Raw genomic sequence first — 26,187 nt, forward strand, 5'->3', positions numbered from 1 at the left:
TATAATTTCAATATCGAATTTGGAAGGCGCAAGCCTTATTTTAAAAACACGGCAAAATTAGTCAAAATTTGCTCGATTTCTGTTTCAAATTTCTTAAAAAACTACTACACCACCTTTTTCATCACTTTGGTCACTCCCAATTATAAAGTTTCGACCTCGTGGTTTTATTCTGAAATGGTTACCTTTTCCTTTTAATTGTTTCATCAACCTAAAGATTTCAGCACTGGTAACGTAGTCATTATCAAAAACTAGTAAGCTATTTTTCAAAACAACCTGTTCGTGAACATTTTTTGTTGCCATTTGAAAATGTAGCTTCATTTTATCTGAAAGCTTTTCAGTTAATTCAACACTTTCAGTAAAAACATAATGTTTTTCTAACTGCAAATATTCTTTGCCCTTTTTACTTAAGGTAAATCTATATGCATTTTTTGCAAGTGCAACCCCTAGAGAAACTGAATTTTTAAGCAATACATTATTATTAAAATGTTTTTCGTAAAAAATTTGCATTGCACCATAAAAACGCTCAAAATACGCATTATCTTTTTTAGTGCTTTCTCCTTTATAGTGAAGAACGGTACTTTTTCCTAAATAATGGTTTTTATATCCCGCTTTAGTAATTTTATAGGATAAATCTATATCCTCACCATACATAAAATAATCTTCATCAAAGCCACCAACTTCATTGTAAATACTTCGTTTTACAAGCATAAATGCCCCTACTAATACTTCAACTTCACCATTCGAAATTTCAGCTAGATGCGAGGAATAATACTTTTTTGTAAAGCCTAACAGTTTAAGCAAAGATACTTTTGGAGTTGGTAAATTTCGTTTACTTTCAGGCAAAAAATTACCTGTACCGTCCATCAAATAAACACCTAAAGCGCCAATATTGTCTATATTTTCAGAATATTCAATTGCATTTACAAGTGCATCTTCAGCTACAACAGTATCTGGATTTAATACACACACATATTCCCCTTTTGCTACGGATACTGCTTGATTATTCGCTTTACTGAATCCTACATTTTCCTTATTCTGAATGAGAACTACGTCTGGAAACTGAGTTTTTACCATCTCACAACTATCGTCCTTAGAATCATTATCTATCACGATAATTTCAGCGTCAATACTCTCAATAGCTTTTTCAACAGACAATATGCACTGTTCTAAAAAGTACCGCACATTATAATTAAGTATAACTACAGATAATTTCATCAGTGCAAATTATTTTGATAAATTAAAAGCTAGGATGGTTTTAATATTTTGAAGTAATCGATTCAAATCTAATTGTTTTTTAAGGACGATTCAAAAGGGATACGATGCATTATACTTCGCCCTAAAGTAACCTCATCTGCATATTCCAACTCATCACCCACTGAAATACCACGTGCAATTGTAGTTGTAATAATGTTATAAGGTTCAATTTGTTTAAAAATATAAAAGTTAGTTGTATCTCCTTCCATAGTAGAACTTAAAGCAAAGATAAGCTCGGTAATACTTCCAGATTTCACTTTTTCAACAAGTGATGGTACCGTTAGATCACCTGGACCAATTCCGTCCATAGGTGATATTTTACCCCCTAAAACGTGGTAATGTCCGCGATACTGACTTGTATTTTCAATTGCCATTACATCGCGAATGTCTTCTACCACACAAACAATTTTATCATTTCGGTTAGGGTTGGCACAAATCTCACATAGTTTTGAATCACTAATATTGTGACAATTTGAGCAAAAGTTTATCTCTTCCCGCATTTTCACCAAACTAGCAGCCAATTTTTGGGTTTGCTCTTTTGGTTGTTTTAATAAATGAAGTACCAAACGCAAGGCTGTACGTTTTCCAATTCCAGGGAGTTGGGACATTTCGTTTACCGCGTTTTCAAGTAATTTTGAAGAAAATTCCATAGCTAAAATCCTGCCGACAAGTTAAAAAAAATGCTTCAGAAAAAAATGATTTTCCTGAAGCATTCTTAAGTTGAAATAAAATTGTTTTAATTAATTACAAGCTTTTTAATTGCTGCACCTGCAGTAGTATTTAAGCGCACAAAATAAACCCCCGAATTTAATGAAGAAACATCCATAGTGTATTTGTTTGCGATAAATGCATCGGCTTGATACATTAAAAGTTTTCCTGAAATATCAAAAATTCTAATTTCTGCATTTATTGGATTTTGTAATCCAATAGTAATTTGAGAATCCGCAGGGTTTGGATACACACTTACAGTAGATTCAAAAGTGTTTTTATCAATTCCCATAGTTCCTTCAACTACTGGAGAAACCCAGAGACCTCTACCGTACGATCCTGCGTAAATCATACCATTGGTATAGTTAATTTCCAATTCATTAATCTGAACGTTTGGCAATAGATTACTAAAAGGTTGCCATTCGGTAAAGGTGTTATCGATATAATAAATACCGTAATCCATACCTAAATAAAGACCATCTTTACTGTTATTTTGCCACACAACAGCTAAAGCTGAAAAGTTAGGAAGATTTAAACTATAGCTGTTCCAAGTATCTCCACCATCTTCAGAAACCATTACTTTATTTGCGCTTGTGGTAGCTACTGCAATTTTATTAGGATCTACAGGGTGAATTGCAATTGAATTAATTAATCCTCCAGGAGTGGCAACTTGTTCCCAATCTGTAGCACCACCATCGGTAGTTCTGTACATTAACGCACCTCTTGAGGCATACATGATTTGATTGTTTCTTTCGTAAATTTTTAAATTGTTTAAGTTACCTCCTAAGTTTTGAGAAATTGGAGTCCACGAAGCTCCTAAATTAGCAGATTTGTAAACTCTATTATAACCTACATATATAATATTTTGAACTAATGGATCTTGCTCAAAAGGTGTTACCCAATTCCCTGAACCCGTACCTGGTTCGTTAATTTGAATTAGACTATTTCCTCCATTCTGAGTTCGGTATAATTGACCAAATTGACTAGTACCATACATAAAGTTTGTGTTGTCCTTGTCTATAAAGGTTTCCATTCCATCTGCGCCAATCCAATCTCTCCATCCAGTGGAAGAAGTGTAAAAAGAAGTACCATTATCTTGCGACCCACCAGATACAACTACATCTTCGGTTTGTGAAATACCTATTTTATAAAATTGGCGAATCCCTAGACCTTCTGTAAGATCCTCAAAGTATGAAGCGTTTATTGTAGCCGTGTTTTCAGCTTTAAAAATTCCGCCATCAGTAACCGCATAAAGTGTAGTTCCGTGAAAGAGCATATCATCAACATCGGCGTGACAGTAGCCGATATTTTGTGTGGCAGCATTGGCAGGAATCCAATCTGAAGTAATTTCAAAAGTCACACCTGCATCCATAGATCTCCAAGAAAGAATACCTGCAATATGCACTTCATTAGCATCTGAAGGATTTACAGCAATGGCCATATCTCTAGGAGCTTGTCCATTATTGTCATTTCCAGTGGTACTATATCCAAAATAGTTTTTATTACCGTGGTTAAGTTTAGTAAATGTATTACCTCCATCTACAGATGAATAAAATCCACCAAATCTATTTTGAAAGGCTTCTACCACATAAACTGCCTCTGGATTTGCTGCCGAAACACCTATCATTTTTGGACCCGTACTAAATCCGCCGATGGTTGTAAAAGTGGCTCCTCCGTCTGTTGATTTATGAAACCCCGTTCCCGAAGCATAAACTACTGAAGGGTCTCCTGGTTTAAACTCTACATCGTACCCTCTTGAGTCTGAAACCGCAGTTGTCCAAGTTGCTCCTCCATCTGTAGTAGCATAGATTCCAACATTTTCTGCAGTTGCAAACATTATATCGCTATTGGTTGGGTGGATTAAAATTCTATTTACAACACTATTCCCTATGGTAGCTAATAAACTCCAAGTTGCTCCAGCATCTGTTGATTTAAAAATATCTCCGTTAGTTGCTCCAAAGAAGTAAGTATTAGCATCTGTTGGATCCATAGCAACTGCATAAACTTTCATATTTGAAAAGTAGTCATTTAATGGAGTCCAAGTTTGTGCGCCGTCAGTAGTTTTCCAAACACCTCCAGTGTTAGCACCAACAATAATATGGTTTTCGTTCCCATCTTCAATAGCTACTGAAGTAATTCTACCTACACCAGGATTCCACCCTGAAGTTGCGTTCCAATTATCTGGCCCCATTTCTTGCCAGCTATCTGGAAGAACCATTCTATTTTCAGCAGTACTGTTTACATGAGCATTCCAGTTTTCTAATTCTCTTAAACGCTCTGCATTAGAAGCTAAATACCCATCTGCTTGAACCATCCTAAGAGCATTATACTCCCATCTTTTAAATTGTTTATATCCAGTACCACGGCCTTTATCCTTTCCTTCGAAATGGGCTTCGGCACTATCAATAATATCTTGCACTTTATAGGTGCCAGCATCAATCATTCGTAAATATTCTTGAGCCTGAATGGCTAAAGAACTAAATAAAAGGGTAAAAAGCAGTAGTAATTTAAAACGCATCTTTTTAGTTTTTAGGAAGTTATAGGTTTATTTGAGTAAAGTCATCAAATGTATTAAAAATAAAATGGGTAGGGAAATCAAACTTTGTATTTTTACGCAGACGAAATCTTAATCATTATAGTCTAAAATAATATGCAACCCTTACATATACTTTTATTAATCATTGGATATTTTTTAGCTTTAATTTTTATTTCCTACCTAACTAATAAGGGAGGAAGTAATGCTGATTTTTTTAAGGCCGGAAAACAATCACCTTGGTACTTGGTTGCCTTTGGTATGATAGGCGCTTCGTTAAGTGGAGTAACTTTTATATCTGTTCCCGGTTGGGTTGAAGCTTCGAAATTCAGCTATTTTCAGGTTGTTTTAGGCTATATTGTAGGGTATGCAGTAATTGGAACCATTTTGCTTCCACTCTACTATCGTTTAAACCTCACTTCAATTTATACATACTTAGAAGGAAGGTTTGGGAATGCTTCTTATAAAACGGGAGCTTCATTTTTTCTATTATCAAGGGTTGTTGGGGCAAGTTTTCGACTCTATTTAGTAGCTGTAGTATTGCAAAGTTTAATCTTTGACGATATGAATATACCTTTTTGGGTAACGGTAACAATTACAATTTTATTGATTTGGCTCTATACTTTTAAAAGTGGAATAAAAACCATTGTTTGGACAGATACGCTACAAACATTATTTATGTTAATCGCAGTGGGAGTTGCAGTCTATTATGTAGCCACAGATTTAGGACTTTCCGGAAGTAGCATTTTTACTTTTGTAGCTGAAAGTGAAATGAGTCAGATATTCTTTTTTGACGATTGGAGATCGGGAGATCATTTTGTAAAACAGTTTATAAGTGGTGCTTTTATTGCAATTGTAATGACAGGGCTAGACCAGGATATGATGCAAAAAAACCTTACTTGCCGTAACTTAGAAGACGCCCAAAAAAATATGTTTTGGTTTACTATTGTACTTACAATCGTAAATTTTGTATTCTTAACTTTAGGGTTATTACTTACTGTGTACGCTGAACAAAATGGAATAGATGCTCACAAAGATCAACTTTTCTCAACCCTTGCTGCGCAAGAAAGCGTATTTGGTATGGGTGTAGCTGTATTGTTTATCTTAGGCTTAATAGCTGCAGCTTATAGTAGTGCAGATAGTGCTTTAACGGCATTAACCACCTCCTTTAGTATCGATATACTGGATATTGAAAAGAGATATGATGAAAAGAAACAAATTAAAATGCGAAAGCTCATTCACATTTTATTTTCGTTATTATTAATATTTGTAATTATCATCTTTAAATATGTTATTGCAGATGATTCTGTAATATCAAAACTCTTTGTTTTCGCAGGTTACACATACGGCCCACTGTTAGGCTTATATGCATACGGTCTCTTTACAAAATGGGATGTTAAAGATAAATTTGTTCCGCTAATCGCAATTTCAACCCCATTTATAGGGTATGGTATAAGTTATCTAAGCTCCCTGTACCTAAACTTTGAATTCGGATTTTTTATATTAATCTTAAATGGAGTACTTACATTTTTAGGACTAATATTGATTCGTTCCCAAAAGAACTAAAGTACAAGCAACCTCAGATTCAATATTGTTTTCTTTAAGAAGTGTGTAGAATTCAGGGTTTTCAGTACCTGGATTAAAGATTACTCGTTTTGGTTTTAGCGAAATAATATAGTTGTAGTATTCTTCTTGTCGTTTTGGGTTTAGATATAAGGTTACTGTATCAATATCTTTAAAATCTTTCTTTTCTGTAACAATATTTACGCCAGCAACCTCACCTTCTTTTAAGCCTATGGCTTCAACACTATGATTGTGATTGACTAATCTATTTATTGCTAAGTTGGAATATCGATTCGGCTTTAAACTTGCTCCTAACACTAACGTTTTTTTCATTTGATTTAGTTTTTAGGAAAAATACAATACAACGCATTAAATTATCACAAATGTTAGTTAAAAAGAAGATAGCCATGAAACATAATAACTTTTTGAACGTCTTTATTATAGTAGAAGTAAGATATTATTTTACTGCAATAGTTTTACGTTGATGGTTAGTGTTAATAATTGCAGTAATATTTCAAACCCGAAGCGAGCACTTCGGGTTTGTTTGTTTTAAAATTTAAATGTTATTGTATTGTTAAATAAGGTTTTACAATGAAACAATCGACATGTTTTTTCGTCTAATACATAAAATCCTAAGTTTAATTTTTATAATTTATTTGAATTAGCCTTCAACGAATTATTCCTTATTTTAGGAAATTGAAATAGCCTTTCAGAAATACTGAAAGGCTATCTTGTTTTATGAGTATTCAACACTTGAAAATAGGTTGTTTCGCTATCACATACTTATTTTTGCAACATCAATTTACCACCTTATAATTGCACTTCCCCAAGTAAATCCACTTCCGAAAGCTGCTAACACAACAATATCTCCTTCTTTAATTTTACCTTGTTCCCAAGCTTCGGTAAGCGCAATTGGAATTGAGGCGGCTGTTGTATTTCCGTATTTCTGAATATTATTAAAAACTTGATCGTCTGTTAATTTTAACTTGTGTTGAATAAATTGTGATATACGTAAATTAGCCTGGTGAGGAATTAACATGTCAATATCTTTCACTTCAAGATTATTTGCATCCAAACCTTCTTGAATTACCTCAGCAAAGCGAACTATAGCGTGTTTAAACACAAATTGCCCATTCATCACAGGATAATATGGAATATCTTCTTGAGGATTTTCAGCTATAATTTCTGGAACCCAATGAGCGGTGCTTGGCCCCTGTAATGCGAGTTCATTTTTGTGTGCGCCTTCACTATGGAGATGCGTAGATAAAATTCCATTGGCACCCGCTTCATTTCTAGATAATACAGCAGCTCCTGCACCATCTCCAAAAATAACTGATACGTTTCTTCCACGCGTGGTAAAATCTAAACCCCCACTGTGGTTTTCACTACCAATTACTAAAACATTTTTATACATACCTGTTTTAATAAACTGATCGGCAACAGAAAGTCCATAGATAAACCCACTACATTGGTTTCGTACATCTAGTGCTGGAATCGTTCTCATGCCCATCATTTCTTGCACTTCTACTCCACCTCCAGGGAAATACATATCTGGACTAAGTGTAGCAAAAACAATCATATCTATATCTTTAGGAACCAGTTTAGCTCGGTCTAAAGCTATAGTAGCGGCTTTAACTCCCATTACAGAAGTAGAGTTCCCATCGCCCTTTTTAATGTGTCTGCGTTCTTTAATACCCGTGCGCTCTTGAATCCAAGCATCATTGGTGTCCATTAATTTCGACAAATCGTCATTGGTCACAACATTTTCGGGAACATAATATCCAAGACCAGTAATTTTTGAAGTGTACATTTTTAGCGTTTTAAATAATCGGGAAAGATACACATATACTTTTTTTATAGAAGTAATTTAAACATAATAAAGTATGCATGCATAATAGATTTTAAAGACGAAACTAATAAATTCTCACATTTTAAAACATTCTCTCTACTCCTTTATTTTATAAATGCCTAGGATAATAATTTTGAATATCTTTAGGCTTTAAAACATTTTAATATGAAAAACATTATTGCATTTGTTGCATTTTTATTTGTAACAACATCTTTTTTTGGACAAGAAAAATTAAAGTATCAAAAACCCCCAAAAGAAATTTTAGAACTTGTTGATGCTCCTTTAGCACCTTCAGTTTGGATTGACAGTAAAGGAGAAAACGTTCTGCTACTTTACCGCGATGCATATAAATCTATCGCCGAACTTTCTGAAACCGAACTTCGTTTGGGAGGTCTACGTATAAACCCTAAAACTAATATAGGAAGTAGAACAAGGTATTTCAACAATATAAAAGTAAAAAAAGCTACAGCAAAGGATGCAAAGCAAATCACTGGATTACCTGAGAATGCAAGAATTTCTAATTTCTCTATCTCTCCAAACGAAAAGATGGTTGCTTTTTTAAATACCTCAGACGATGGAGTTCAATTATGGATTGCAGATATTGAAAAAGGTAGTGCAAAGAAACTAAGTACACTTAAATTAAATGCAAATATGGGGAATCCCATCAATTGGTTTAAAGATAGTAATGCACTGTTAGTAAATGCTATTCCTAACAACAGAAAAGAATTAATAAATATTTCAGAAGCTGTACCTGAAGGGCCTACAATTTCAGTAAGTGACGGAGAAAAAGCTCAAAACAGAACCTATCAAGATTTATTAAGTAGCCCTAATGACGAATATAATTTTGAGCAATTGGCTCTTTCGACGATAAAAAAGATTACACTTAACGGAGAAGTTTCAGATTTTCTACCTACTGCAATGTATGACGATATCGATTTCTCTCCAGACGGGAGTTATGTTATGGTAAACAACATAAAAAAACCATTTTCATATATAGTTCCTTACTACAGATTTCCATTTGAAACAAATATTTATGACAAGAACGGGAAACTGATTCAAAAAGTAAACGATGTACCATTAAATGAAGTACAGCCAAAAGGATTTATGGCTACTAGAGAAGGCAAAAGAAGCATGAGATGGCGCGCAGACAAACCAGCCACCTTATATTGGGCTGAAGCGCAAGACAAAGGTGATCCAGAAGTAAAAGTAAATCACAGAGATGCAGTTTATGAATTAGCCGCTCCATTTAATGGAAAAGAGAAACTGCTACTTAAAACTATTAATCGTTATTCTGGAATTACTTGGGGGAATGATAACCTAGCAATTGCAAGTGATTACTGGTGGAACGACCGTAATACCAAGAGTTATATTTTCAATCCTTCAAATGCTTCACAAGCACCAAAAGTAATTTTTGATAGAAGTTATCAAGATAGATATAGCGATCCGGGAAATTTTGTAACTACTAGAAACAATTATGACGAAAGAGTTCTAGAAATTAATAATGGTACTGCTTATCTAATGGGTGACGGTTTTTCAGAAAAAGGACAATTTCCTTTTATTGATGAATACAATTTAAAAACTCAAAAAACGAAGCGTGTTTATGAATCTACTTATACCGATAAGTTGGAAAATCTAAACTCTGCTATAGATATAAAGAAAGGGAAGATTTTAGTGCGAATAGAATCACAGAATGAATACCCTAATTATTACTTCAGAAACATTAAAAAGAAGAATGATTTAACTGCAGTTACTTCATTTGAAAATCCGTTTAAAAGCATCCAAGATGTTCACAAACAAGTTATCAGTTACAAACGTGATGATGGTTTAGAGCTTGAAGGCACCTTGTATTTACCTATAGGATATGATGCAAATAGCAAAGAAAAAATGCCGATGATTCTTTGGGCTTACCCGCGTGAATACAAAGACAAAAGCAGTGCAGCACAAAGCACAACAAACCCTAATGAGTTTATTTATCCTTATTACGGATCTCCAATTTACTGGGTTACTCAAGGGTATGTAGTTTTAGATGACGCAGCATTCCCAATTGTTGGTGAAGGTGATGAAGAGCCTAACGACTCTTTTGTTGCTCAGTTAGTTGGAAATGCAAAAGCCGCAATAGATGCCGTTGATGAAATGGGATACATAGACAGGAACAGAGTTGGTGTTGGAGGACACTCTTATGGTGCATTTATGACAGCGAATTTATTAAGTCATTCAAATTTATTTGCAGCAGGTATTGCTAGAAGTGGTGCCTATAATAGAACCCTTACTCCTTTCGGATTTCAAAGTGAAGAAAGAAGCTATTGGGATTCTCCTGAAACCTATAACACTATGTCACCTTTTATGAATGCGGATAAAATGAAATCTCCTTTGTTATTAATCCACGGAGAGGCGGATAATAACTCAGGAACATATCCACTACAAAGTGAGCGATATTTTAATGCGCTAAAAGGGTTAGGCGCAACTGCTCGACTTGTTATGCTTCCAAAGGAAAGTCACGGTTACAGCGCAAAAGAAAGTGTTCTTCACGTTTTATGGGAGCAACACGAGTGGCTTGAAAAATATGTAAAAAACAGAAAGAATAGCGGTGAATAATCACTTGGAAGAATAATTTATTGTAACAAAAAAAGGGCGCACTAACAGTGCGCCCTTTTTAAACAACCTAACCAATTAAATAATTGATATTTTACTTTTTCATAGCAATTTTATATCCAATTATTTAATGGTAAATATACCATTCTTTGTTTAGTGAAATTGTTAAAGGATTAAACAAAGTTTTGTTAAAGTTTAAACGTATTTCTTGTAATTGTTAATTTGAACCTTTGCCCCTAAGTCATTCATCAAATTATAAAGTCCAAAAAAAGTTCTGTTTATATATAAGAAGTGTTTGGAACCTCTATTTCCATTCATCTTTCTCAATTCAGTATCCTTGGAATATTTATTACTTAGCTCGGCGATTTTTCCAAAGAACTCTTCATCTGAAAAATCGAAAGTTTCGCTATGAAATGGTTTTGTAAACAAACTAAGCATCTCGTGAAATAGTTCTGAAAAAAATTGAGTTTCTTCTGGGGAATCTTCTTTTTTCAAAATTTCTAAAGCATACATTTTTTCTGAAAACACTTTAGGATTATTGATGTTTTCAGGTTGAGCCAACTCAAAGTAAGGAGTATAAAACTCCTCTGGTACGGTCTTGACACAACCAAAATCTATAGCTATAAGGTTTGCATCAGAATCTACCATAAAGTTCCCGGGGTGGGGATCGGCGTGAACTCGTTTTAATTGATGCATTTGGAACATATAAAAATCCCACAACGTCTGCCCCACTTTATTGGAATATTCAGGGTTTGAATTTGTTTTTACAAACTCAGATAAATGCTGCCCTTCCATCCAATCCATAGTTATAATTCGCTCGTTCGAAAGCCCTTCATAATACTTTGGAAACCTAAGATTCGGAATTTTGCTACACGCCTGTGTAATTTCTTTACTTTGGGCAACTTCTAAAACGTAATTTGTTTCTTCCAAAAGCTTTTCTTCCACTTCTTGAAAGTATTTGTCGCTGTCCTTCCCTTTAATGTTAAACATTTTCATTGCAACGGGCTTTACCATTGCTAAATCGCTACTAATGCTTTCGGCAATTCCAGGATACTGAATCTTTACAGCTAAATTTTTTCCATCTTTAGTTGCCTTATGAACTTGCCCAATACTAGCAGCCGCCACAGATTCGGCATTAAATGTTTCGTAAATATTCTCTGGGATATCGCCAAAATATTTTTTAAAAGTCTTACGCACTAAGGGTGCAGAAAGTGGAGGTACTTGAAACTGAGCCAATGAAAATTTTTCAACATATGCCTTTGGCATAATGTTTTTTTCCATACTCAACATTTGGGCAACTTTTAAAGCACTTCCTTTTAAGTTTTTAAGACTGTCATATATTTCTTCAGCATTACTTTCATTTAACTCATCTTTTGAATGTTGTGGGTTCACGAGTTTTTTACCGTAATATTTTAAATAATTTCCGCCGACTTTTGCACCAGTGGTCACTAATTTGGAAGCACGTTGAATCTTGTTTGTTGGAATTTTATCGATTGTCTTCATTATACCATCTTTTCTTTCCACAAAAATTTTCCAAAATCTAAAACACTTTCTAACGGCTGTGTGTCGAAAACATCAAAAATTGCTCTTACTGATTTTTCAATTGCAACATCTGTATTTTCAAACCCAGCAGAATTGTCTTCCATCCAATATTTCATCAAAAACAGAGTTTGTAACCAAGCTCCTTCAGAAAAAATTGTGACAGATTGTTTTAAATTCTTTAGCTTTTTGTCCTCATTATTTTCTCGAATTAATTCGGCCGCAAAGTGTTTAACATCTTTTCGAAGTTCCTTTAACTGACTCAAATTTTTCAACATATTTTGGTGTTCCTTTAATGAAAAAAGTACGTAACTCCTATTGAGTGTAAGTAATTCAAAAAAGGTAAAGAAGAAGGTCAGCATTTTATCTTGATTTGAGTAACCATGAAATGCTTCATCATTGTTTGCTAATGAAATTGTCTGTTCATAGAATGAACTCCAAATTTCCATTTGTAAACCTTCAAAAGAACCAAAGTGCTCGTAAAATTGAGTTTCTTCAAAATTGTTTTCCTTACAAAATTTATAGACGCTTTTCGGAGTCTTTTCGTTTGTAAGAACTGATTCCATGTAAATGGAAATAATTTTTTCTTTATTCATTTTAGTATTCGAGTTTGATCTTTTTGAAACGGGAGAATTCTTTTTTGCAGTCGCCATAGTCCTTATTATTTTAAAATGCTAAAGGTTTTATTTTACCTTAGTATACAAAGATAGCTACTGTTTAATATTTTAATCAAATTCTTAAACAAAATGTTGTGTTAAAACTTATTTTAATCATACAATGACAAGGTGTCAGCATAAACATGCTTGGTATTTTTTTTGACTAATGAAAGTCACTGAATACAATTAAGAAATAAATAAATTATAAAAAAATGAGCAAAGGAACTATCAATGTATCAGTGGATAATATTTTTCCACTAATTAAGAAGTTTTTATACAGCGACCACGAGATATTTCTTCGTGAATTAATTTCGAACGCGACAGATGCAACTTTAAAACTTAAACATCTTGCTAATATAGGAGAAGCTGAGGGAGTTGAATACGGTAATCCAATAATTGAAGTAAAGTTAGATAAAGAGAAAAAACAACTGCGTATTATAGACCAAGGTATTGGAATGACTGCGGAAGAGGTTGAAAAATACATTAACCAAATTGCATTTTCTGGGGCTGAGGAATTTATTGAGAAGTACAAAGATAAAGATGGCAAGGATGCTGGAATAATTGGTCACTTCGGACTCGGTTTTTATTCAGCTTTTATGGTTGCCGAAAAAGTTGAGATTATTACTAAAAGTTTTAAAGATGAACCTGCCGTACATTGGACTTGCGATGGTTCGCCTGAATTTACTTTAGAAAAAGCCGATAAAGAAGATAGAGGAACAGAGATTATTCTTCATATTGCTGAAGATTCTACAGAATTTTTGGAGGAGTCACGTATCAGTGAATTATTGGTGAAGTATAACAAGTTTATGCCTATTCCAATTAAATTTGGAACTCGCACTGAAACATTACCTAAGCCAGAAGACGCAAAAGAAGACGACCCAGCTCCAACTCAGGAAGTTGATAATATAATCAACAATCCTAATCCAGCCTGGACAAAACTACCAACTGAACTTGAGGATAAAGATTACAACGAGTTCTATCGCGAAATGTACCCAATGCAATTCGAGGAACCTCTTTTTCATATCCATCTAAATGTAGACTATCCATTTAATCTTACAGGAATTCTTTACTTCCCTAAGATGACGAATGATATGAGCATTCAGAAGGATAAAATTCAATTATACCAAAACCAAGTTTTCGTAACTGATAATGTAGAGGGAATTGTTCCTGAATTCCTAACAATGTTACGCGGAGTGATTGATAGTCCAGATATTCCTCTTAACGTATCTAGAAGCTACTTACAAGCAGATGGCGCTGTTAAAAAGATATCTAGCTATATTACAAGAAAAGTAGCCGATAAGCTTAAGAGCTTATTTAACAACGACCGTGAAGGTTTTGAAAAGAAATGGAACGATATCAAAATCGTTATTGAATACGGTATGCTTACTGAAGATAAATTCTTCGACAAAGCAAAAGACTTTGCTCTTTACCCAACTGTAGATAACGTTTTCTATACGTTCTCTGAATTGAAGGAAAAAATAAAAGACGCACAGACTGATAAGGACGACAAACTTGTAATTCTTTATGCTTCAAACAAAGAAGAACAACACAGTTATATTCAGGCTGCAAAAGACAAAGGTTCCGAGGTTCTATTATTAGATTCTCCTATTGTTACTCACCTACTTCAAAAAATTGAAGGCAGCGAAGAAAACGTTTCTTTTGTTCGCGTAGACAGCGATCATGTTGAAAACCTTATTAAGAAAGACGACGAGCAAATTTCTAAACTTTCAGATGAAGAAAAGGAAACGCTAAAAACTTTCTTAGACGGGGTTATACCAAAAGAAAAATTCACTGTTCAATTAGAAGCAATGGATAGCAATGCAAATCCATTTATCATTACTGAGCCGGAATTTATGCGTAGAATGAAGGATATGCAGAAAACCGGTGGTGGAGGTATGTTTGGAATGGGTGGCTTTCCAGAAATGTACAATCTAATTGTCAACACAAACCACGAATTGGTAAATGATATACTAAATACTAAAACCGATAAGAAAAAAGAGCGTTTAGTTAATCAAGCTTTAGACTTAGCAAGGTTGAGTAAAAACTTACTAAAAGGTGAAGAGCTCACTGCTTTTATAAAACGAAGCTACGAAATGATTAAGTAGTCTTTAGGCAATACAAAAGATTGAATATTTTAAAAGCCTTTCTAAACATGAATTTAGAAAGGCTTTTGTCTTTTTAAACAATTCGTTATTGTTGTAAAACTAAAAAAGCCCTACATTTAAAACTCAAATATAGAACTATGTTACCTTGGCATCAATATTTAATGGGAGTACTGCTTGTACTCGCTGGAATGAACCACTTTAGAAAACCAAAATTGTATGAACGCATTATGCCACCATATATTCCTGCGCATAGCACCATGGTTATGCTTAGTGGAGTAGCCGAAATGCTTTTAGGATTTATGCTAATGAATCAAAACAGTCAAGAAATGGCGGCTTGGGGTATAATAATATTATTAATTGCATTTATACCAGTACATATCTATATGTTGCAGGATAAAAAAGCTTCTATGAAGCTACCAAAATGGGCTCTAATCGTTAGATTTCCCTTGCAACTAGGATTAATTTATTGGGCGTATTTATATACTTAATAAATACTAACTTTAGATCACAATACAATAGATAACAGAGAGTTAGATTGATTCGCTTTAGAAAGTTAAAAATACAGAGAAGCAACGACCGTCCCTACACACCTCTCACTAATAAAACACTATCGACTAGCCAAAAATCTCATTTAATAATCCAGCTAATCGGATTCCTCCTTTTTGAAGTTGGAAACGTACAGTTTCCATATATTTATACATATACCCGTAGCTTAGCTTTTGTCCAACCTCAGTATTGGCATAGATATCCTCACAAAGCTCACGGCTTTCGTACATCCAATCTCTTACCGAACCACTTTTAATTGCTTCAATTTCTTCTTCATTAAGAACATCTATATTTGAAGCTAACTCAGTATAAGACATCTTATATGAATCTATCATTTTGGTATCCCATACTTTATGCAGGTTAGTTCCATTTTTAAACCAACGTACTTGGAAGTCATTTCCCCCCTTATCTTCAGCTAAACCAATATGAAGCGGTTGGTGTAAATCTCCTATAAAGTGAACTAGTAATTTTAAATGAAAAACTTTATCTTCTTTAGTACTTTTATCGTCCTTCAATACAGCGATGCATGTTTCAATAGCCTGAATGATATCCCCTTTTTCACTTTTTGGATATTCATCATATTTTTCGCCAAATGGAAAGCTCACATAATGCCAAGGACCATAAGAATCATAAGCTCTATCACTTTTAATATCATCTCCATGATTAGAAACTAAAGCTAAGGATTGACCTTTTAACAACTCAAAAATTTGATTTTTGGCTGTTTCACTCAAATGTTTTTGGGCGATTTCACCTACTGCTCTATGACCCGTTTTTCCGAAGTCTTCAGATGCAAAAACGGTAGACAAACAAAACAGAAAGAAAGTAGTAATTATGATAAGCTTATTCATGATATTTTAAAATTTAGGAATGCAAAGATAGCATCTTAAATAATTATAATCTTAAAACTGATTAAATGTTTCATAATCGCAAATTTCTTGATACAATATTTCAAGAAATGGTTTGTTAAAGGAATAAGAGAATTCAATTTGTGTTATCTTAGCAAGGTTGAGTTTCAACGTTATAATTTTAGATAAAATGAAAAACATATTTATTGTATTCCTGCTTTTTAGTAGTTTGATATCTGCCCAAACTAAAAAATTTAATGCTGAAGATTTACGGATTACTCCACTTATAGATGGAACCTTATTAACTCCAAATTCGGAAGAAAAAATTCCATTGGCAATTATAATTGCAGGAAGTGGTCCAACAGATAGAAATGGAAACCAGCAAATGATGGAGAACAATTCATTGAAATTCCTAGCTGAGGCGCTTTACGATAAAGGAATTGCTACTTTTCGATACGACAAACGAATTGTAAAGCAAATGAAAATGCGCAATATTGATGAAAAAAACATTCGATTCAGCGATTTTATAAAGGATGCTGATGCTATTCTGAATTATTTCAAAAACAATAACGAATTTTCAAAAATTTATATCATTGGGCATAGTCAAGGTTCCTTAGTGGGGATGGTTACAGCGCAAAATGGTGCAGATGGCTTTATATCTGTTGCAGGAGCAGGACAATCTATAGACGACGTAATTGTTTCTCAACTAACCAAACAAGCTCCAGGATTGGCAGATAGTGCTCGTGATGCCTTTGATGATCTTCGCGTAACTGGAGTTGCTAATAATTACAATCCAGGATTAGCTTCAATTTTCAGAAAAGAAATTCAACCATTTATTGGAAGTTGGATGGCTTTTAACCCAAAAGAAGAAATTGCAAAACTGGATATTCCAGTTTTAATCATTAACGGAACTAAAGATATTCAAGTTTTAGTATCGGAAGCCGAATTACTAAAAGAAGCAAAGCCAGACGCTGAATATAAAATTATTGAAAATATGAATCATATCCTTAAGGAAGTTGAAGGTAATGATTTAGAAAATAGCAAAACCTATAACATTTATAATCTGCCTATTATGCCAGAGTTAGTGGAAACGATAAGTGGATTCATTAATAAATAGGATATCAAGAAAATTAGGTTATTATAAAATTCATACACCTCATAATTCTGAAATTAGAGTTCTAAAAATTTAAATTAAATATGTATTTTGCGCCAAAACTACCCGTGATGCAAGATACAGCTACCGAAATTATTAAGGACACTACTCCCCTTTTTACAAACGACACAATCGTTTTTGGAATTTTAATGATAGCCTTAGGTTTCATTTTTTATACTTCTTCACGCGAAGATGGTTTTTGGAAAAAATTCTACGGTGTAGTTCCTGCGCTTTTTATGGCGTATTTCCTTCCAGCTTTATTAACAACTTCAGGTATTATATCACCAGAGTGGACAACAATTTCTGAAACCGGAGAGGCTACCACAGGAAAAACAAGTTTATATTATATGTCTAGTAGGTATTTATTACCTGCAGCCTTAGTATTAATGACATTAAGTATTGACTTAAAAGGAGTTCTTAATTTAGGTCCAAAGGCTTTAATTATGTTCTTTGCGGGAACCATAGGAATTGTTATCGGTGGGCCTTTAGCCGTGTTAATCGTAGGGTCTATTCACCCAGAAGCAGTGGGCGGCGAAGGAGCAGATGCAGTATGGCGCGGACTTTCAACACTAGCAGGTAGTTGGATTGGTGGTGGTGCAAACCAAACGGCGATGCTTGAAATTTATGGTTACAACCAAAAGCTCTATGGCGGAATGGTATTCGTTGATATCGTAGTCGCAAACATTTGGATGGCAATTATTCTCTTTGGAATTGGAAAATCTGCTAAAATTGACAAATGGTTAAAAGCAGACACATCTGCCATTGAAAGTTTAAAAGAAAAGGTTACCGATTACGCTAAAAAAGTTGATCGCAACCCTTCACTTACCGATTTAATGGTTCTTGCAGCAATCGCATTTGGAACTGTTAGTATCGCACATTTTGGAGCTAACTTCTTAAGTGAATTTTTTACTTCTGTAGTGAGTGAAATGCCAAAAGGGATAACAAGAAATATTTTTACATTTTTAGATTCTAGTTTCTTTTGGATGATTACCATAACCACTATAATTGGTGTTCTGCTATCGTTTACAAAAGCCAGAACTTATGAAGGTGCAGGCGCTAGTAAATTTGGTAGTGTATTTATTTACATATTAGTTGCCAGTATTGGAATGAAAATGGACTTAACTCTCATCTTCGATAATTTATGGTTAATAGTTATCGGATTAGTATGGATGGCGGTTCATGCGGGACTAATGATTTTAACAGCAAAACTAATTCGTGCGCCTTACTTCTTCTTGGCTGTAGGTAGTCAGGCGAATGTTGGAGGTGCTGCATCTGCTCCCATTGTGGCTTCTGCCTTTCACCCTTCACTAGCAACGGTTGGAGTTCTTCTAGCCGTATTTGGATACGCTGTGGGAACGGTAGCCGCAATTTTATGTACTGTACTTATGCAGTTAGCTTCAGCTGCTTAAATACAAGTATTACAATTGTATTTTTCATTTGAAGTAAACAGATCATTGGATAATTTTTGAAGATTTAATTGTGAATAAAGAAAAGTCAAATCCATTATTTTCAACGATTATTTTTAAAAAAAAATAGTCATATTTGCAGGCTCGTAAAACAAAGCTACTTTAACATAAAATCATCTTTAAATAATTAAAATGCGTTATTTTCTATTAATTGCAATTGTACTTGTATCACTTGTTAGCTGTAATGAAACCAAGGATACAGAAGTAATGAATATAACTGGTACTGTAAAAGGGCTTAAAAAAGGAATAATATTGTTTCAGAAATTTGAAGATACAGTTCTAGTTACAATAGATTCGGTGATTGTAGATGGTAATTCTAACTTTAAGTTTTCAGATAAAGTTGAAAGTCCAGAAGTTTACTATTTATATGTTAGACTAAAAGACGGAACTTTAAAAGATGACCGTATCACTTTTTTTGCTGAGAATAGCGATATTAATATCACTACTAACTTAAAGAACTTTGGAAGTGCTGCAGTTGTTACCGGTTCAGAAAATGATAAGGCGTATAGAGATTATCTTAAATTAAAAAACAGATACGTAATTAAAAATCTAAGTTTAATAGAAGAAAGATTAAAACTGAAGAATAACGCAAGTGAAACTTCTAGAGCAAAAATTGAGGACAAACAGCGGGCTTTACATTCTAGCAAATATTTTGCAACTATAAATTTTGCCCTAAACCATAAGGAATTGGAACTTGCTCCTTACCTTGTATTAAGTGAAGTTTACGATGCAAATATCAAGTATTTAGACACCGTTTATAATGCTCTTACCCCAAAAATAAAAGACTCCAAATACGGTAAAGAATTGGAGTCATTTATTGTAAATCGTAAAAAAATAGATACTATATTATAGCGCGTTAATTTGGTCGATTAATTTTCTACCTCTTTCTTCTAGCTCAGCTTTTACAGCAGTAAAATGTTGTTTTTTATTGTCAACATCTTTTTGGTTTACTTTCGCGATTAACTCGTCAAAAGTTGTGATAGCCTCGTCTATAATACCTTGTGATTTTTTATTGTCTTTTTCTGCATTGGTTAATTCCCAAATACTAACTGCACCAATAATATCACCTAATACGTAGTTTATGTCTTTTTTTAAATCTCTAACGTTTGCCATTGAATTGTTCTTACTTTAATTGTTTTTGTTGTATTCTAAATAATTGGGTGCAAAGATACGAACAATTAAGCTATGTACACTTCTAAAAAGCTTACTGAATTTGTAATAAATTTTATTTCAGGTAATTGGGCAGGTATCAAAATGGTTTCTCCTTTACTAATTGTTTCGGTATAACCATTAGTTTCTATAGCAGCTTCACCTTCTAAACACATATATACAGTAAAGGATGGAATGCTTTTTAAATCACGAAGATAATCTTTTGATAGGTCTAATTTATTAACTGTAAAAAACTCAGTGACACCAATTTCTAGAGGGGTGTTCATTTTAGTTTTATAGGTCTGTCTTGAATTTTCTGATGAAAAATCAATTGCATCTATTGCGAGATCGGTATGCAATTCACGCATTTCTCCATTAATGTCCGGTCTATCCCAATCGTAAATTCTATAAGTATTATCTGAGGTCTGTTGAATTTCGGCCAAAAGTATTCCTGCGCCAATGGCGTGAACCGTTCCAGGTTTTAAAATAAAGGCATCACCTTTTTTTACAGATTCAGTTTTTAAAACTTCTGTGACTTTCTTTTCAGAAAGCGCTTTTAAATACTTGGCCTCATCAATTTCACCATTGAAACCTATAATCAATCTTGAATCCTTCTCAACATCCAAAATATACCACATTTCGGTTTTACCTAATGAATCGTGTCTTTCCTTGGCAAGTATATCGTCTGGGTGAACCTGTACTGAAAGATCTTCACGAGCATCAATAAACTTAAACAGTAAAGGAAAAGTGTTTCGGTAATTTTTATAAACAGCTGCACCTACTAACTTTTCTTTATAAGCCTCTAATAACCAGTTAAGGCTTTTCCCTTTTAAACTTCCATTTACAACTATGGAAACACTTTCATCTACCCCAGAAATCTCCCAACTTTCACCTATATATTCATCGGCATCTTTATTGAAGATTTCTTTCAGCTTATTGCCACCCCATACTTTTTCTTTAAGAATAGGTTCAAATTTTAAAGGGTATAGATTAGAAATTGTAATCATTAATTTCCGTTGTAAACAACAAAGTTGCGTGGGGTTTCGTATAATTTTATTGTAATAGCGAATTTAGAATCCAGTCTTTTTCTTAATTTGTTCCAAATTACTATTGCTATATTTTCTACCGTAGGATTTAGATTTTTGAATTCAGGAACTTCTACATTAAGGTTTTTATGGTCTAAAGCGTCTTCAACTTCTTCTTTTATTATATCCCTTAAAACGGAAAGATCTATTAAAAAACCTGTTTCAGGGTCTATTTCACCTGTTACGCCTACCTCCAATTCATAGTTATGCCCATGATAGTTTGGGTTGCTACATTTTCCAAAAACCTGAAAATTTTTAGCATCATCCCATTTCTTATTAAATAATCTATGAGCAGCATTAAAGTGTGCTTTTCTAAAAACAGTTAAACTCATACAACAAGATGTTGATAAAATTTATCGAATATAATTTTAAACCAAGCTGTATAAATGTCTGGATTTGCTTGAATATCCTTTTTAACTTCTTCTAAACTCATCCATTTCCAGTCGGCTACTTCATCAGGATTTATGTCGGGTTCTCCTTCATATTTCCCTATTAGAATATGGTCAAACTCGTGTTCAGTTAGACCATTATCAAAAGGAGCTTTATAAATAAAAGTTGTGGTTTCCTTTAAGTCTGTGGTAAAACCCATCTCCTCAGAAAGTCTTCTCATTCCAGCGTCTATGGAAGACTCGCCATCGCGTTGATGACTGCAGCATGTATTTGCCCAAAGTCCAGGAGTATGGTATTTATGCAATGCACGTTGTTGTAACATTAATTCATTTTTTGAATTAAATACAAAAACTGAAAAAGCTCTATGAAGCAAACCCTTTTCATGGGCTTCCATTTTTGGCATTAAACCAATCTTCTGATCGTTCTCATCGACAAGTATTACTTTTTCTTCTTCCATTAAAAACTTAGTTTTGGCTCAAAAATACGAAAACAGTAGCTGTATAAAAAGCAAAAAGCGTTCAATACAAAGTATTAAACGCTTTTATGGAATTTAATTTAGTCGAGTTAGTTCTTTATGATAAACATAGATCTTCTATTTAATTGATGTTTCTCAGCACTACAAGGGACTCCATTCTCACATTCATTAACCAATTGCGATTCACCATAGCCTTTGGCAGTTAATCTACTTTTATCAATTCCTTTTGAAATTAGCCAGTTAAGTGTAGATTGGGCACGACGCTCAGATAATCCTTCGTTATATGCGTCACTTCCACGTGAATCGGTGTGAGATTCTATATGTATAACAATCTCTGGATACTCTCGTAAGGCAGCAAGAATTTTAGCTAATTCTATTTCGGCATCTGGACGTATATACGATTTATCAAAATCGAAATAGATTGGCTGTAAGTTTAATCTACATCCTAAATCGTTGGGCGCACAAGGTCCTTTGCTAAATAATGGTAGTGGCACATTGATAGTTCCTGCAAGTTCAGGAGTTTCAACAATTTCTTCATGTGGATTATATCCTTCCATAATTCCTCTAACTGTAAACTGCTTCCCACAATCTGCATCAAAATTATAAACACCATTCTCATCAGCAGTTGTTTGAGTTACAAGCTCATTATTTTCATCTAATAAGGAAACGCTGGCACCAGCTAACATCTCTTTTGTTTCAGCATCGAACACTGTTCCTTCTATTAAAATAGTACAACTTTCCCGTACTAGGTAGATATTATCATCAACACTTCCGCGATCTCCATCTCTATTAGAAGATAGATATCCTATTTTAGATTCTTCATCTATAATAAACCCGAAGTCGTCTTTTGCACTATTTGTAGGTGCTCCTAAATTTGTTGGACTTTCTAGATTTCCTTCATCATCTATTGATGAAACAAAAACATCATAACCTCCTAAACCAGACCGACCATCACTAGAGAAATAAAGGTTGTTTTTATCGCTTACAAAAGGAAAAGATTCTCTTCCTTCTGTATTTATTTCAGGGCCTAAGTTAATTGGTGTACCATAGGAACCATTTTCTAAAATGTCTACATACCAAAGGTCAGACATACCTAGCGTACCTGGCATATCAGATGAAAAATATAATCTTTTGCCATCCGGACTTAAAGCAGGATGCGCTATTGAATACGCTTTATTGTTAAAAGGTAATTCTACCACATTAGTCCATGTATTCTCACCCGTTTTCTCGGCTTTAAAAAGGCTCAGTCTTAGAGTTTTATGTTTTTTAGACTTATCCAGCTCTTTTTGTCCATCTATATAACTATTTCGAGTAAAGTAGATGGTTTTACCATCTTTTGTAAAAGCTGCAGTAGATTCGTGATATTGAGTATTTACATCTCCTCCTAACGGCCTTGGATTACTTAACAATCCATCTTCATCTCTATTAGCTATAAACAAATCTAAATAAGGCTCTTGGGTCCATTGATCTACATTTAAACCTGTTGCATTGGCTGCAGATGCATAAACCAATTTATCCTTCATATAAAAAGTTGGGCCAAAATCTGATGTTCCTGAGCTTATTGGAGACATCTCGATTACAAACTGTCGAGATTTAAAAACTGTACTCTTTAAATAATCTGTGTCCTCATCGTAAGTTTTTATCACAAAACCAGTTCCACCTTTTGCAGTATAAGCTTCTAACAGCTCACGACTCTTATCGTGTTCACCAAGACTCTTTAAGGATTGGGCAGCTCTATAAAAGTATTTAGGCTCAGTGTCATCTGGAAATGTAGTCACTAATTTTTCGTACCATTTTGCTGCGTTGGTATAATCTCCATTAAAATAATAGGTATCTCCTAAATTTTCGTATATCTGAGCAGATTCGTATCCATCTTCAACTACTTTTAGATAGATTTGTCGTGCATCGATATAAGCATACTTGTCAAATTCTTTATTTGCCCTTTTTACATCTTTTACCTGCCCTATAGTGCTTCCCATTGAAAGAACTATAAAGGCTAAAATAAATATGTTACGTAATATTGTATTCATAGTCAGTATTTTTTAGAAGAATCTTGGGGTTAACACTCTTTCTGGTCTATTAAATATATCGAAACGAAGCATTACTTCATAGGAACCATCACTATATGTTTCTATATCTGTTGTTTGATAATCATATCCAAAGCCGATAAATATTGCATCTGAAGCTTGAAAACCTACCATTGCGCTCATAGCAGCACTCCATCGATAAGCGGCACCAAGGGTAAGCTTGTCATACAATAAGAAGTTGGCAGAAACATCTGCTTGTAAAGGCGAGCCATTTACCATTTTAACTAAGGTTGCTGGTTTAAACTTTAAATTATCACTAATATCAAATACATACCCAGCAATTAAAAAATAATGCATACGCTCGGAAGCGGTTGTTTCAACTGTAGTATTGGCTATGCTACCTTTATCAAAATGCTTAGTAGTTAAAAAATTGGGAACTGATAACCCTGCATAAAACTTATCAGTATTAAAATATATACCAGCACCAATTTGTGGTTGAAGCTTATTATCTATATTATTTTGTTCAAAATAAGGATCAGAATAAACATCGCGTGGTAAATTCAATTTAGAAAAATCTACATCTAAAATGTCTAAACCTGCTTTAAGACCGAATGATAACTTAGCGCTCTCTGAGGTATTAATCGAATACGAATAATCGATATTGAAATTCGTTTCAACAGCGGGACCAATTCTATCATTAACAATTGAAAGTCCAATTCCCATATTTTCACCCATTGGAGAATTTACAGTAAATGTACCTGTATTAGGTGCACCATCACCAAAATTAACCCATTGAGTCCTATACAGAAGACCAAAACTTAAAGCTTCACGATTTCCTGCATAGGCAGGGTTAACCACCTGCGTATTATACATATACTGCGTGTATTGTGGGTCCTGCTGAGCATTACTTGAAAACGTGCCAAGTAAAATCAAAATTATTAGTGTTAGATAACTGTGTTTCATAGTTATGTATTTTTAATCCTGGGAGATATGCTCCCAGGAATATTTGATTTTTCTATCTATTTATATATAAGTATCCAGTATAAGTATCCTTACCAGGGTTCTCACCTTGGAAAGTAAGAATATAGAAGTAAGTTCCGGTTGGTAACTCCTTATCTTCCTGAACAGTAACACGACCTTCTGAAATACCTCTAAAAGTATTTATGCTATCGTCTTCACCCTGTCCATAACCATCTGTTTCGTAAACCAATACCCCCCATCTGTTGAATATTTTAACATTATTATTTGGGTAATCATTAATTCCTCTTATCCAAAAGAAGTCGTTCATACCATCTCCATTTGGTGTAATACCATTGAATATCTCAAATACAACTCCTAATACATCTGGAAGAATAACAATTGCTTCGGCGTCATCTTCTACAGTGTTACCTGCATTATCCTCACCATTTACGGTAGCAAGGTTTACAACCTCTCCATTATCAATATCTTGTTGCGTTATTGAATAAGTAGCAGTGAATGTTGTGCTATCCACTTCTCCTGGTTGTAATACTTCTATTGGACCACCGGACATTACAATTCCTGGTAGCGGATCTGATATAGTAACGTTATAAAGTGTAACATCTCCTGTATTAGTCACTACAAAAGAGTAGCTAATGGTTTCTCCAACATCAGACGCACCATCTCCGTTTTCATCATTAAATACTCCTGATTTCTCTAATGAAATCGATGGATTGTTACATAGTGAAGTTATTGTAGGATTATCCTCTAAATAACTAGTATGATCTGAAAGGTCTGAAACAATGTTTCCTGCTGGCGCAATACCCTCTGCTAAAGCTTGGTTTTCTATAAATCCAGCATCAACATCAGTTTGCGTTATAAAGTAGGTTGCAGTAAACGTAGTTACATCTTCTTCTCCTGCGGCTAAATCAATCGGACCACCAGAAACGTTTACTAACGGATCTGTGATAATTACATTGGTTAATGAAACGTTTCCAGTGTTTTTCACACTAAATGTATACAAAATGGTTTCATCTACTCCTCCACATCCATCATTGTTCTCATCCACTGGAATTCCAACTTTAATTACAGCAATGGATGCATTCTGACAAAGTGTAATGATTATTGGATCGTCATTATCAATAGCTGTTCCTGAATCATCACTTACTTCAGTTTGGTCTGGAGCTGTTCCAGTAGCAGTCGCTTGGTTTACTACTTCCCCAGCATCAATATCTGCTTGGGTGATTGTGTAGCTCGCTTCGTAAATCCAAGTTTCAGTTACATCTAACTCTCCA

General features: G+C 34.1%; 22 protein-coding genes. 7 read left to right on the forward strand and 15 right to left on the reverse strand.

The features are described 5' to 3' along the window. Nucleotides 1–93: 93 nt before the first annotated feature. From RT250_RS10125 to RT250_RS10135, 3 genes are all read right to left on the reverse strand, one after another. Complete coding sequence (locus RT250_RS10125; protein WP_313114562.1) at nt 94–1,215, reverse strand: glycosyltransferase family 2 protein; 1,122 nt, start codon at nt 1,213–1,215, stop codon at nt 94–96. 68 nt (nt 1,216–1,283) lie between these two features. Then, nucleotides 1,284–1,904: a recombination mediator RecR gene (gene recR, locus RT250_RS10130; protein WP_313114564.1), complete on the reverse strand. Its 621-nt coding sequence runs from the start codon at nt 1,902–1,904 to the stop codon at nt 1,284–1,286. A gap of 86 nt (nt 1,905–1,990) precedes the next feature. Continuing rightward, the gene (locus RT250_RS10135; RefSeq protein WP_313114565.1) at nt 1,991–4,480 is read right to left on the reverse strand and encodes a T9SS type A sorting domain-containing protein; all 2,490 of its coding nucleotides are present in this window, start codon (nt 4,478–4,480) and stop codon (nt 1,991–1,993) included. Between the two features lie 132 nt (nt 4,481–4,612). On the opposite strand from RT250_RS10135, the gene RT250_RS10140 reads away from it, so the two are divergent. Next, entirely contained in the window at nt 4,613–6,061 is a 1,449-nt protein-coding gene (locus RT250_RS10140; RefSeq protein WP_313114566.1) for a sodium:solute symporter, read from the forward strand. Here the strand turns inward: RT250_RS10140 and RT250_RS10145 are convergent. After that, complete coding sequence (locus tag RT250_RS10145; protein ID WP_313114567.1) at nt 6,032–6,391, reverse strand: CoA-binding protein; 360 nt, start codon at nt 6,389–6,391, stop codon at nt 6,032–6,034. The two genes, RT250_RS10140 and RT250_RS10145, sit on opposite strands and share 30 nt — an antisense overlap. Nucleotides 6,392–6,860: 469 nt before the next feature. Next, on the reverse strand, nt 6,861–7,868 hold the full coding sequence (locus RT250_RS10150) for a 3-oxoacyl-ACP synthase III family protein (RefSeq protein ID WP_313114569.1): 1,008 nt from the start codon (nt 7,866–7,868) through the stop codon (nt 6,861–6,863). Nucleotides 7,869–8,072: 204 nt separating this feature from the next. On the opposite strand from RT250_RS10150, the gene RT250_RS10155 reads away from it, so the two are divergent. After that, nucleotides 8,073–10,502: an alpha/beta hydrolase family protein gene (locus RT250_RS10155; RefSeq protein WP_313114571.1), complete on the forward strand. Its 2,430-nt coding sequence runs from the start codon at nt 8,073–8,075 to the stop codon at nt 10,500–10,502. 192 nt (nt 10,503–10,694) lie between these two features. On the opposite strand, the gene RT250_RS10160 is transcribed toward RT250_RS10155, so the two are convergent. Further along, nucleotides 10,695–12,002 (reverse strand): ABC1 kinase family protein, encoded by a 1,308-nt coding sequence (locus tag RT250_RS10160; protein WP_313114573.1) that lies wholly within the window; start codon nt 12,000–12,002, stop codon nt 10,695–10,697. Then, a complete protein-coding gene (locus RT250_RS10165; protein WP_435373075.1) occupies nt 12,002–12,691 on the reverse strand; it encodes a TetR family transcriptional regulator C-terminal domain-containing protein in 690 nt (229 codons plus the stop codon). Before RT250_RS10165 ends, RT250_RS10160 begins: the two co-directional genes overlap by 1 nt. 215 nt (nt 12,692–12,906) lie before the next feature. Here RT250_RS10165 and htpG point away from each other — a divergent pair, with 215 nt between their 5' ends. After that, nucleotides 12,907–14,799, forward strand: coding sequence for a molecular chaperone HtpG (gene htpG / locus RT250_RS10170; RefSeq protein ID WP_313114576.1), 1,893 nt, complete (start codon nt 12,907–12,909; stop codon nt 14,797–14,799). A 137-nt stretch (nt 14,800–14,936) separates the two neighbouring features. Next, complete coding sequence (locus RT250_RS10175; RefSeq protein WP_313114577.1) at nt 14,937–15,287, forward strand: DoxX family protein; 351 nt, start codon at nt 14,937–14,939, stop codon at nt 15,285–15,287. Between the two features lie 126 nt (nt 15,288–15,413). Here the strand turns inward: RT250_RS10175 and RT250_RS10180 are convergent, their stop codons facing one another. After that, complete coding sequence (locus RT250_RS10180; RefSeq protein ID WP_313114579.1) at nt 15,414–16,193, reverse strand: S1/P1 nuclease; 780 nt, start codon at nt 16,191–16,193, stop codon at nt 15,414–15,416. 187 nt (nt 16,194–16,380) lie between these two features. Here RT250_RS10180 and RT250_RS10185 point away from each other — a divergent pair, with 187 nt between their 5' ends. The 3 genes from RT250_RS10185 to RT250_RS10195 all read left to right on the forward strand — a co-directional run bounded on the left by RT250_RS10185 (nt 16,381) and on the right by RT250_RS10195 (nt 19,661). After that, on the forward strand, nt 16,381–17,307 hold the full coding sequence (locus tag RT250_RS10185) for an alpha/beta hydrolase (RefSeq protein WP_313114580.1): 927 nt from the start codon (nt 16,381–16,383) through the stop codon (nt 17,305–17,307). A 107-nt stretch (nt 17,308–17,414) separates the two neighbouring features. Then, nucleotides 17,415–18,752, forward strand: a complete 1,338-nt coding sequence (locus RT250_RS10190; RefSeq protein WP_313114594.1) for a DUF819 family protein — start codon at nt 17,415–17,417, stop codon at nt 18,750–18,752. A 189-nt stretch (nt 18,753–18,941) separates the two neighbouring features. Then, on the forward strand, nt 18,942–19,661 hold the full coding sequence (locus tag RT250_RS10195) for a DUF4369 domain-containing protein (RefSeq protein WP_313114581.1): 720 nt from the start codon (nt 18,942–18,944) through the stop codon (nt 19,659–19,661). On the opposite strand, the gene RT250_RS10200 is transcribed toward RT250_RS10195, so the two are convergent. The 7 genes from RT250_RS10200 to RT250_RS10230 all read right to left on the reverse strand — a co-directional run. Continuing rightward, nucleotides 19,656–19,922, reverse strand: coding sequence for a hypothetical protein (locus tag RT250_RS10200; protein ID WP_139856126.1), 267 nt, complete (start codon nt 19,920–19,922; stop codon nt 19,656–19,658). The two genes, RT250_RS10195 and RT250_RS10200, sit on opposite strands and share 6 nt — an antisense overlap. Before the next feature lie 65 nt (nt 19,923–19,987). Continuing rightward, nucleotides 19,988–20,965, reverse strand: coding sequence for a type I phosphomannose isomerase catalytic subunit (locus tag RT250_RS10205; RefSeq protein ID WP_313114583.1), 978 nt, complete (start codon nt 20,963–20,965; stop codon nt 19,988–19,990). Further along, nucleotides 20,965–21,375 (reverse strand): 6-pyruvoyl trahydropterin synthase family protein, encoded by a 411-nt coding sequence (locus tag RT250_RS10210; protein ID WP_313114584.1) that lies wholly within the window; start codon nt 21,373–21,375, stop codon nt 20,965–20,967. Before RT250_RS10210 ends, RT250_RS10205 begins: the two co-directional genes overlap by 1 nt. Next, complete coding sequence (gene idi, locus RT250_RS10215) at nt 21,372–21,890, reverse strand: isopentenyl-diphosphate Delta-isomerase (protein ID WP_313114586.1); 519 nt, start codon at nt 21,888–21,890, stop codon at nt 21,372–21,374. The genes RT250_RS10210 and idi overlap by 4 nt, the downstream gene beginning before the upstream one ends. A 107-nt stretch (nt 21,891–21,997) precedes the next feature. Next, complete coding sequence (locus RT250_RS10220) at nt 21,998–23,938, reverse strand: OmpA family protein (protein WP_313114587.1); 1,941 nt, start codon at nt 23,936–23,938, stop codon at nt 21,998–22,000. Between the two features lie 12 nt (nt 23,939–23,950). Beyond that, on the reverse strand, nt 23,951–24,898 hold the full coding sequence (locus RT250_RS10225) for a PorP/SprF family type IX secretion system membrane protein (protein ID WP_313114589.1): 948 nt from the start codon (nt 24,896–24,898) through the stop codon (nt 23,951–23,953). 52 nt (nt 24,899–24,950) lie between these two features. Beyond that, nucleotides 24,951–26,187 (reverse strand): DUF7507 domain-containing protein (locus RT250_RS10230; RefSeq protein ID WP_313114590.1); only part of this gene is annotated, 1,237 nt, incomplete at its 5' end.

Source organism: Aequorivita sediminis (assembly GCF_032080575.2).
GTDB classification, from domain to species: Bacteria; Bacteroidota; Bacteroidia; order Flavobacteriales; family Flavobacteriaceae; genus Aequorivita; species Aequorivita sediminis.

Bases quoted from the DNA above. Each gene is read 5' to 3' on its own strand.
- RT250_RS10210 (WP_313114584.1), bottom strand. From the start codon at position 21,375: ATGAGTTTAACTGTTTTTAGAAAAGCACACTTTAATGCTGCTCATAGA.
- RT250_RS10135 (WP_313114565.1), bottom strand. From the start codon at position 4,480: ATGCGTTTTAAATTACTACTGCTTTTTACCCTTTTATTTAGTTCTTTA.
- RT250_RS10165 (WP_435373075.1), bottom strand. From the start codon at position 12,691: ATGGCGACTGCAAAAAAGAATTCTCCCGTTTCAAAAAGATCAAACTCG.
- RT250_RS10140 (WP_313114566.1), top strand. From the start codon at position 4,613: ATGCAACCCTTACATATACTTTTATTAATCATTGGATATTTTTTAGCT.
- idi (WP_313114586.1), bottom strand. From the start codon at position 21,890: ATGGAAGAAGAAAAAGTAATACTTGTCGATGAGAACGATCAGAAGATT.
- RT250_RS10195 (WP_313114581.1), top strand. From the start codon at position 18,942: ATGCGTTATTTTCTATTAATTGCAATTGTACTTGTATCACTTGTTAGC.
- htpG (WP_313114576.1), top strand. From the start codon at position 12,907: ATGAGCAAAGGAACTATCAATGTATCAGTGGATAATATTTTTCCACTA.
- RT250_RS10225 (WP_313114589.1), bottom strand. From the start codon at position 24,898: ATGAAACACAGTTATCTAACACTAATAATTTTGATTTTACTTGGCACG.
- RT250_RS10150 (WP_313114569.1), bottom strand. From the start codon at position 7,868: ATGTACACTTCAAAAATTACTGGTCTTGGATATTATGTTCCCGAAAAT.
- RT250_RS10200 (WP_139856126.1), bottom strand. From the start codon at position 19,922: ATGGCAAACGTTAGAGATTTAAAAAAAGACATAAACTACGTATTAGGT.
- RT250_RS10175 (WP_313114577.1), top strand. From the start codon at position 14,937: ATGTTACCTTGGCATCAATATTTAATGGGAGTACTGCTTGTACTCGCT.
- recR (WP_313114564.1), bottom strand. From the start codon at position 1,904: ATGGAATTTTCTTCAAAATTACTTGAAAACGCGGTAAACGAAATGTCC.
- RT250_RS10205 (WP_313114583.1), bottom strand. From the start codon at position 20,965: ATGATTACAATTTCTAATCTATACCCTTTAAAATTTGAACCTATTCTT.
- RT250_RS10160 (WP_313114573.1), bottom strand. From the start codon at position 12,002: ATGAAGACAATCGATAAAATTCCAACAAACAAGATTCAACGTGCTTCC.
- RT250_RS10180 (WP_313114579.1), bottom strand. From the start codon at position 16,193: ATGAATAAGCTTATCATAATTACTACTTTCTTTCTGTTTTGTTTGTCT.
- RT250_RS10155 (WP_313114571.1), top strand. From the start codon at position 8,073: ATGAAAAACATTATTGCATTTGTTGCATTTTTATTTGTAACAACATCT.
- RT250_RS10145 (WP_313114567.1), bottom strand. From the start codon at position 6,391: ATGAAAAAAACGTTAGTGTTAGGAGCAAGTTTAAAGCCGAATCGATAT.
- RT250_RS10190 (WP_313114594.1), top strand. From the start codon at position 17,415: ATGCAAGATACAGCTACCGAAATTATTAAGGACACTACTCCCCTTTTT.
- RT250_RS10185 (WP_313114580.1), top strand. From the start codon at position 16,381: ATGAAAAACATATTTATTGTATTCCTGCTTTTTAGTAGTTTGATATCT.
- RT250_RS10220 (WP_313114587.1), bottom strand. From the start codon at position 23,938: ATGAATACAATATTACGTAACATATTTATTTTAGCCTTTATAGTTCTT.
- RT250_RS10125 (WP_313114562.1), bottom strand. From the start codon at position 1,215: ATGAAATTATCTGTAGTTATACTTAATTATAATGTGCGGTACTTTTTA.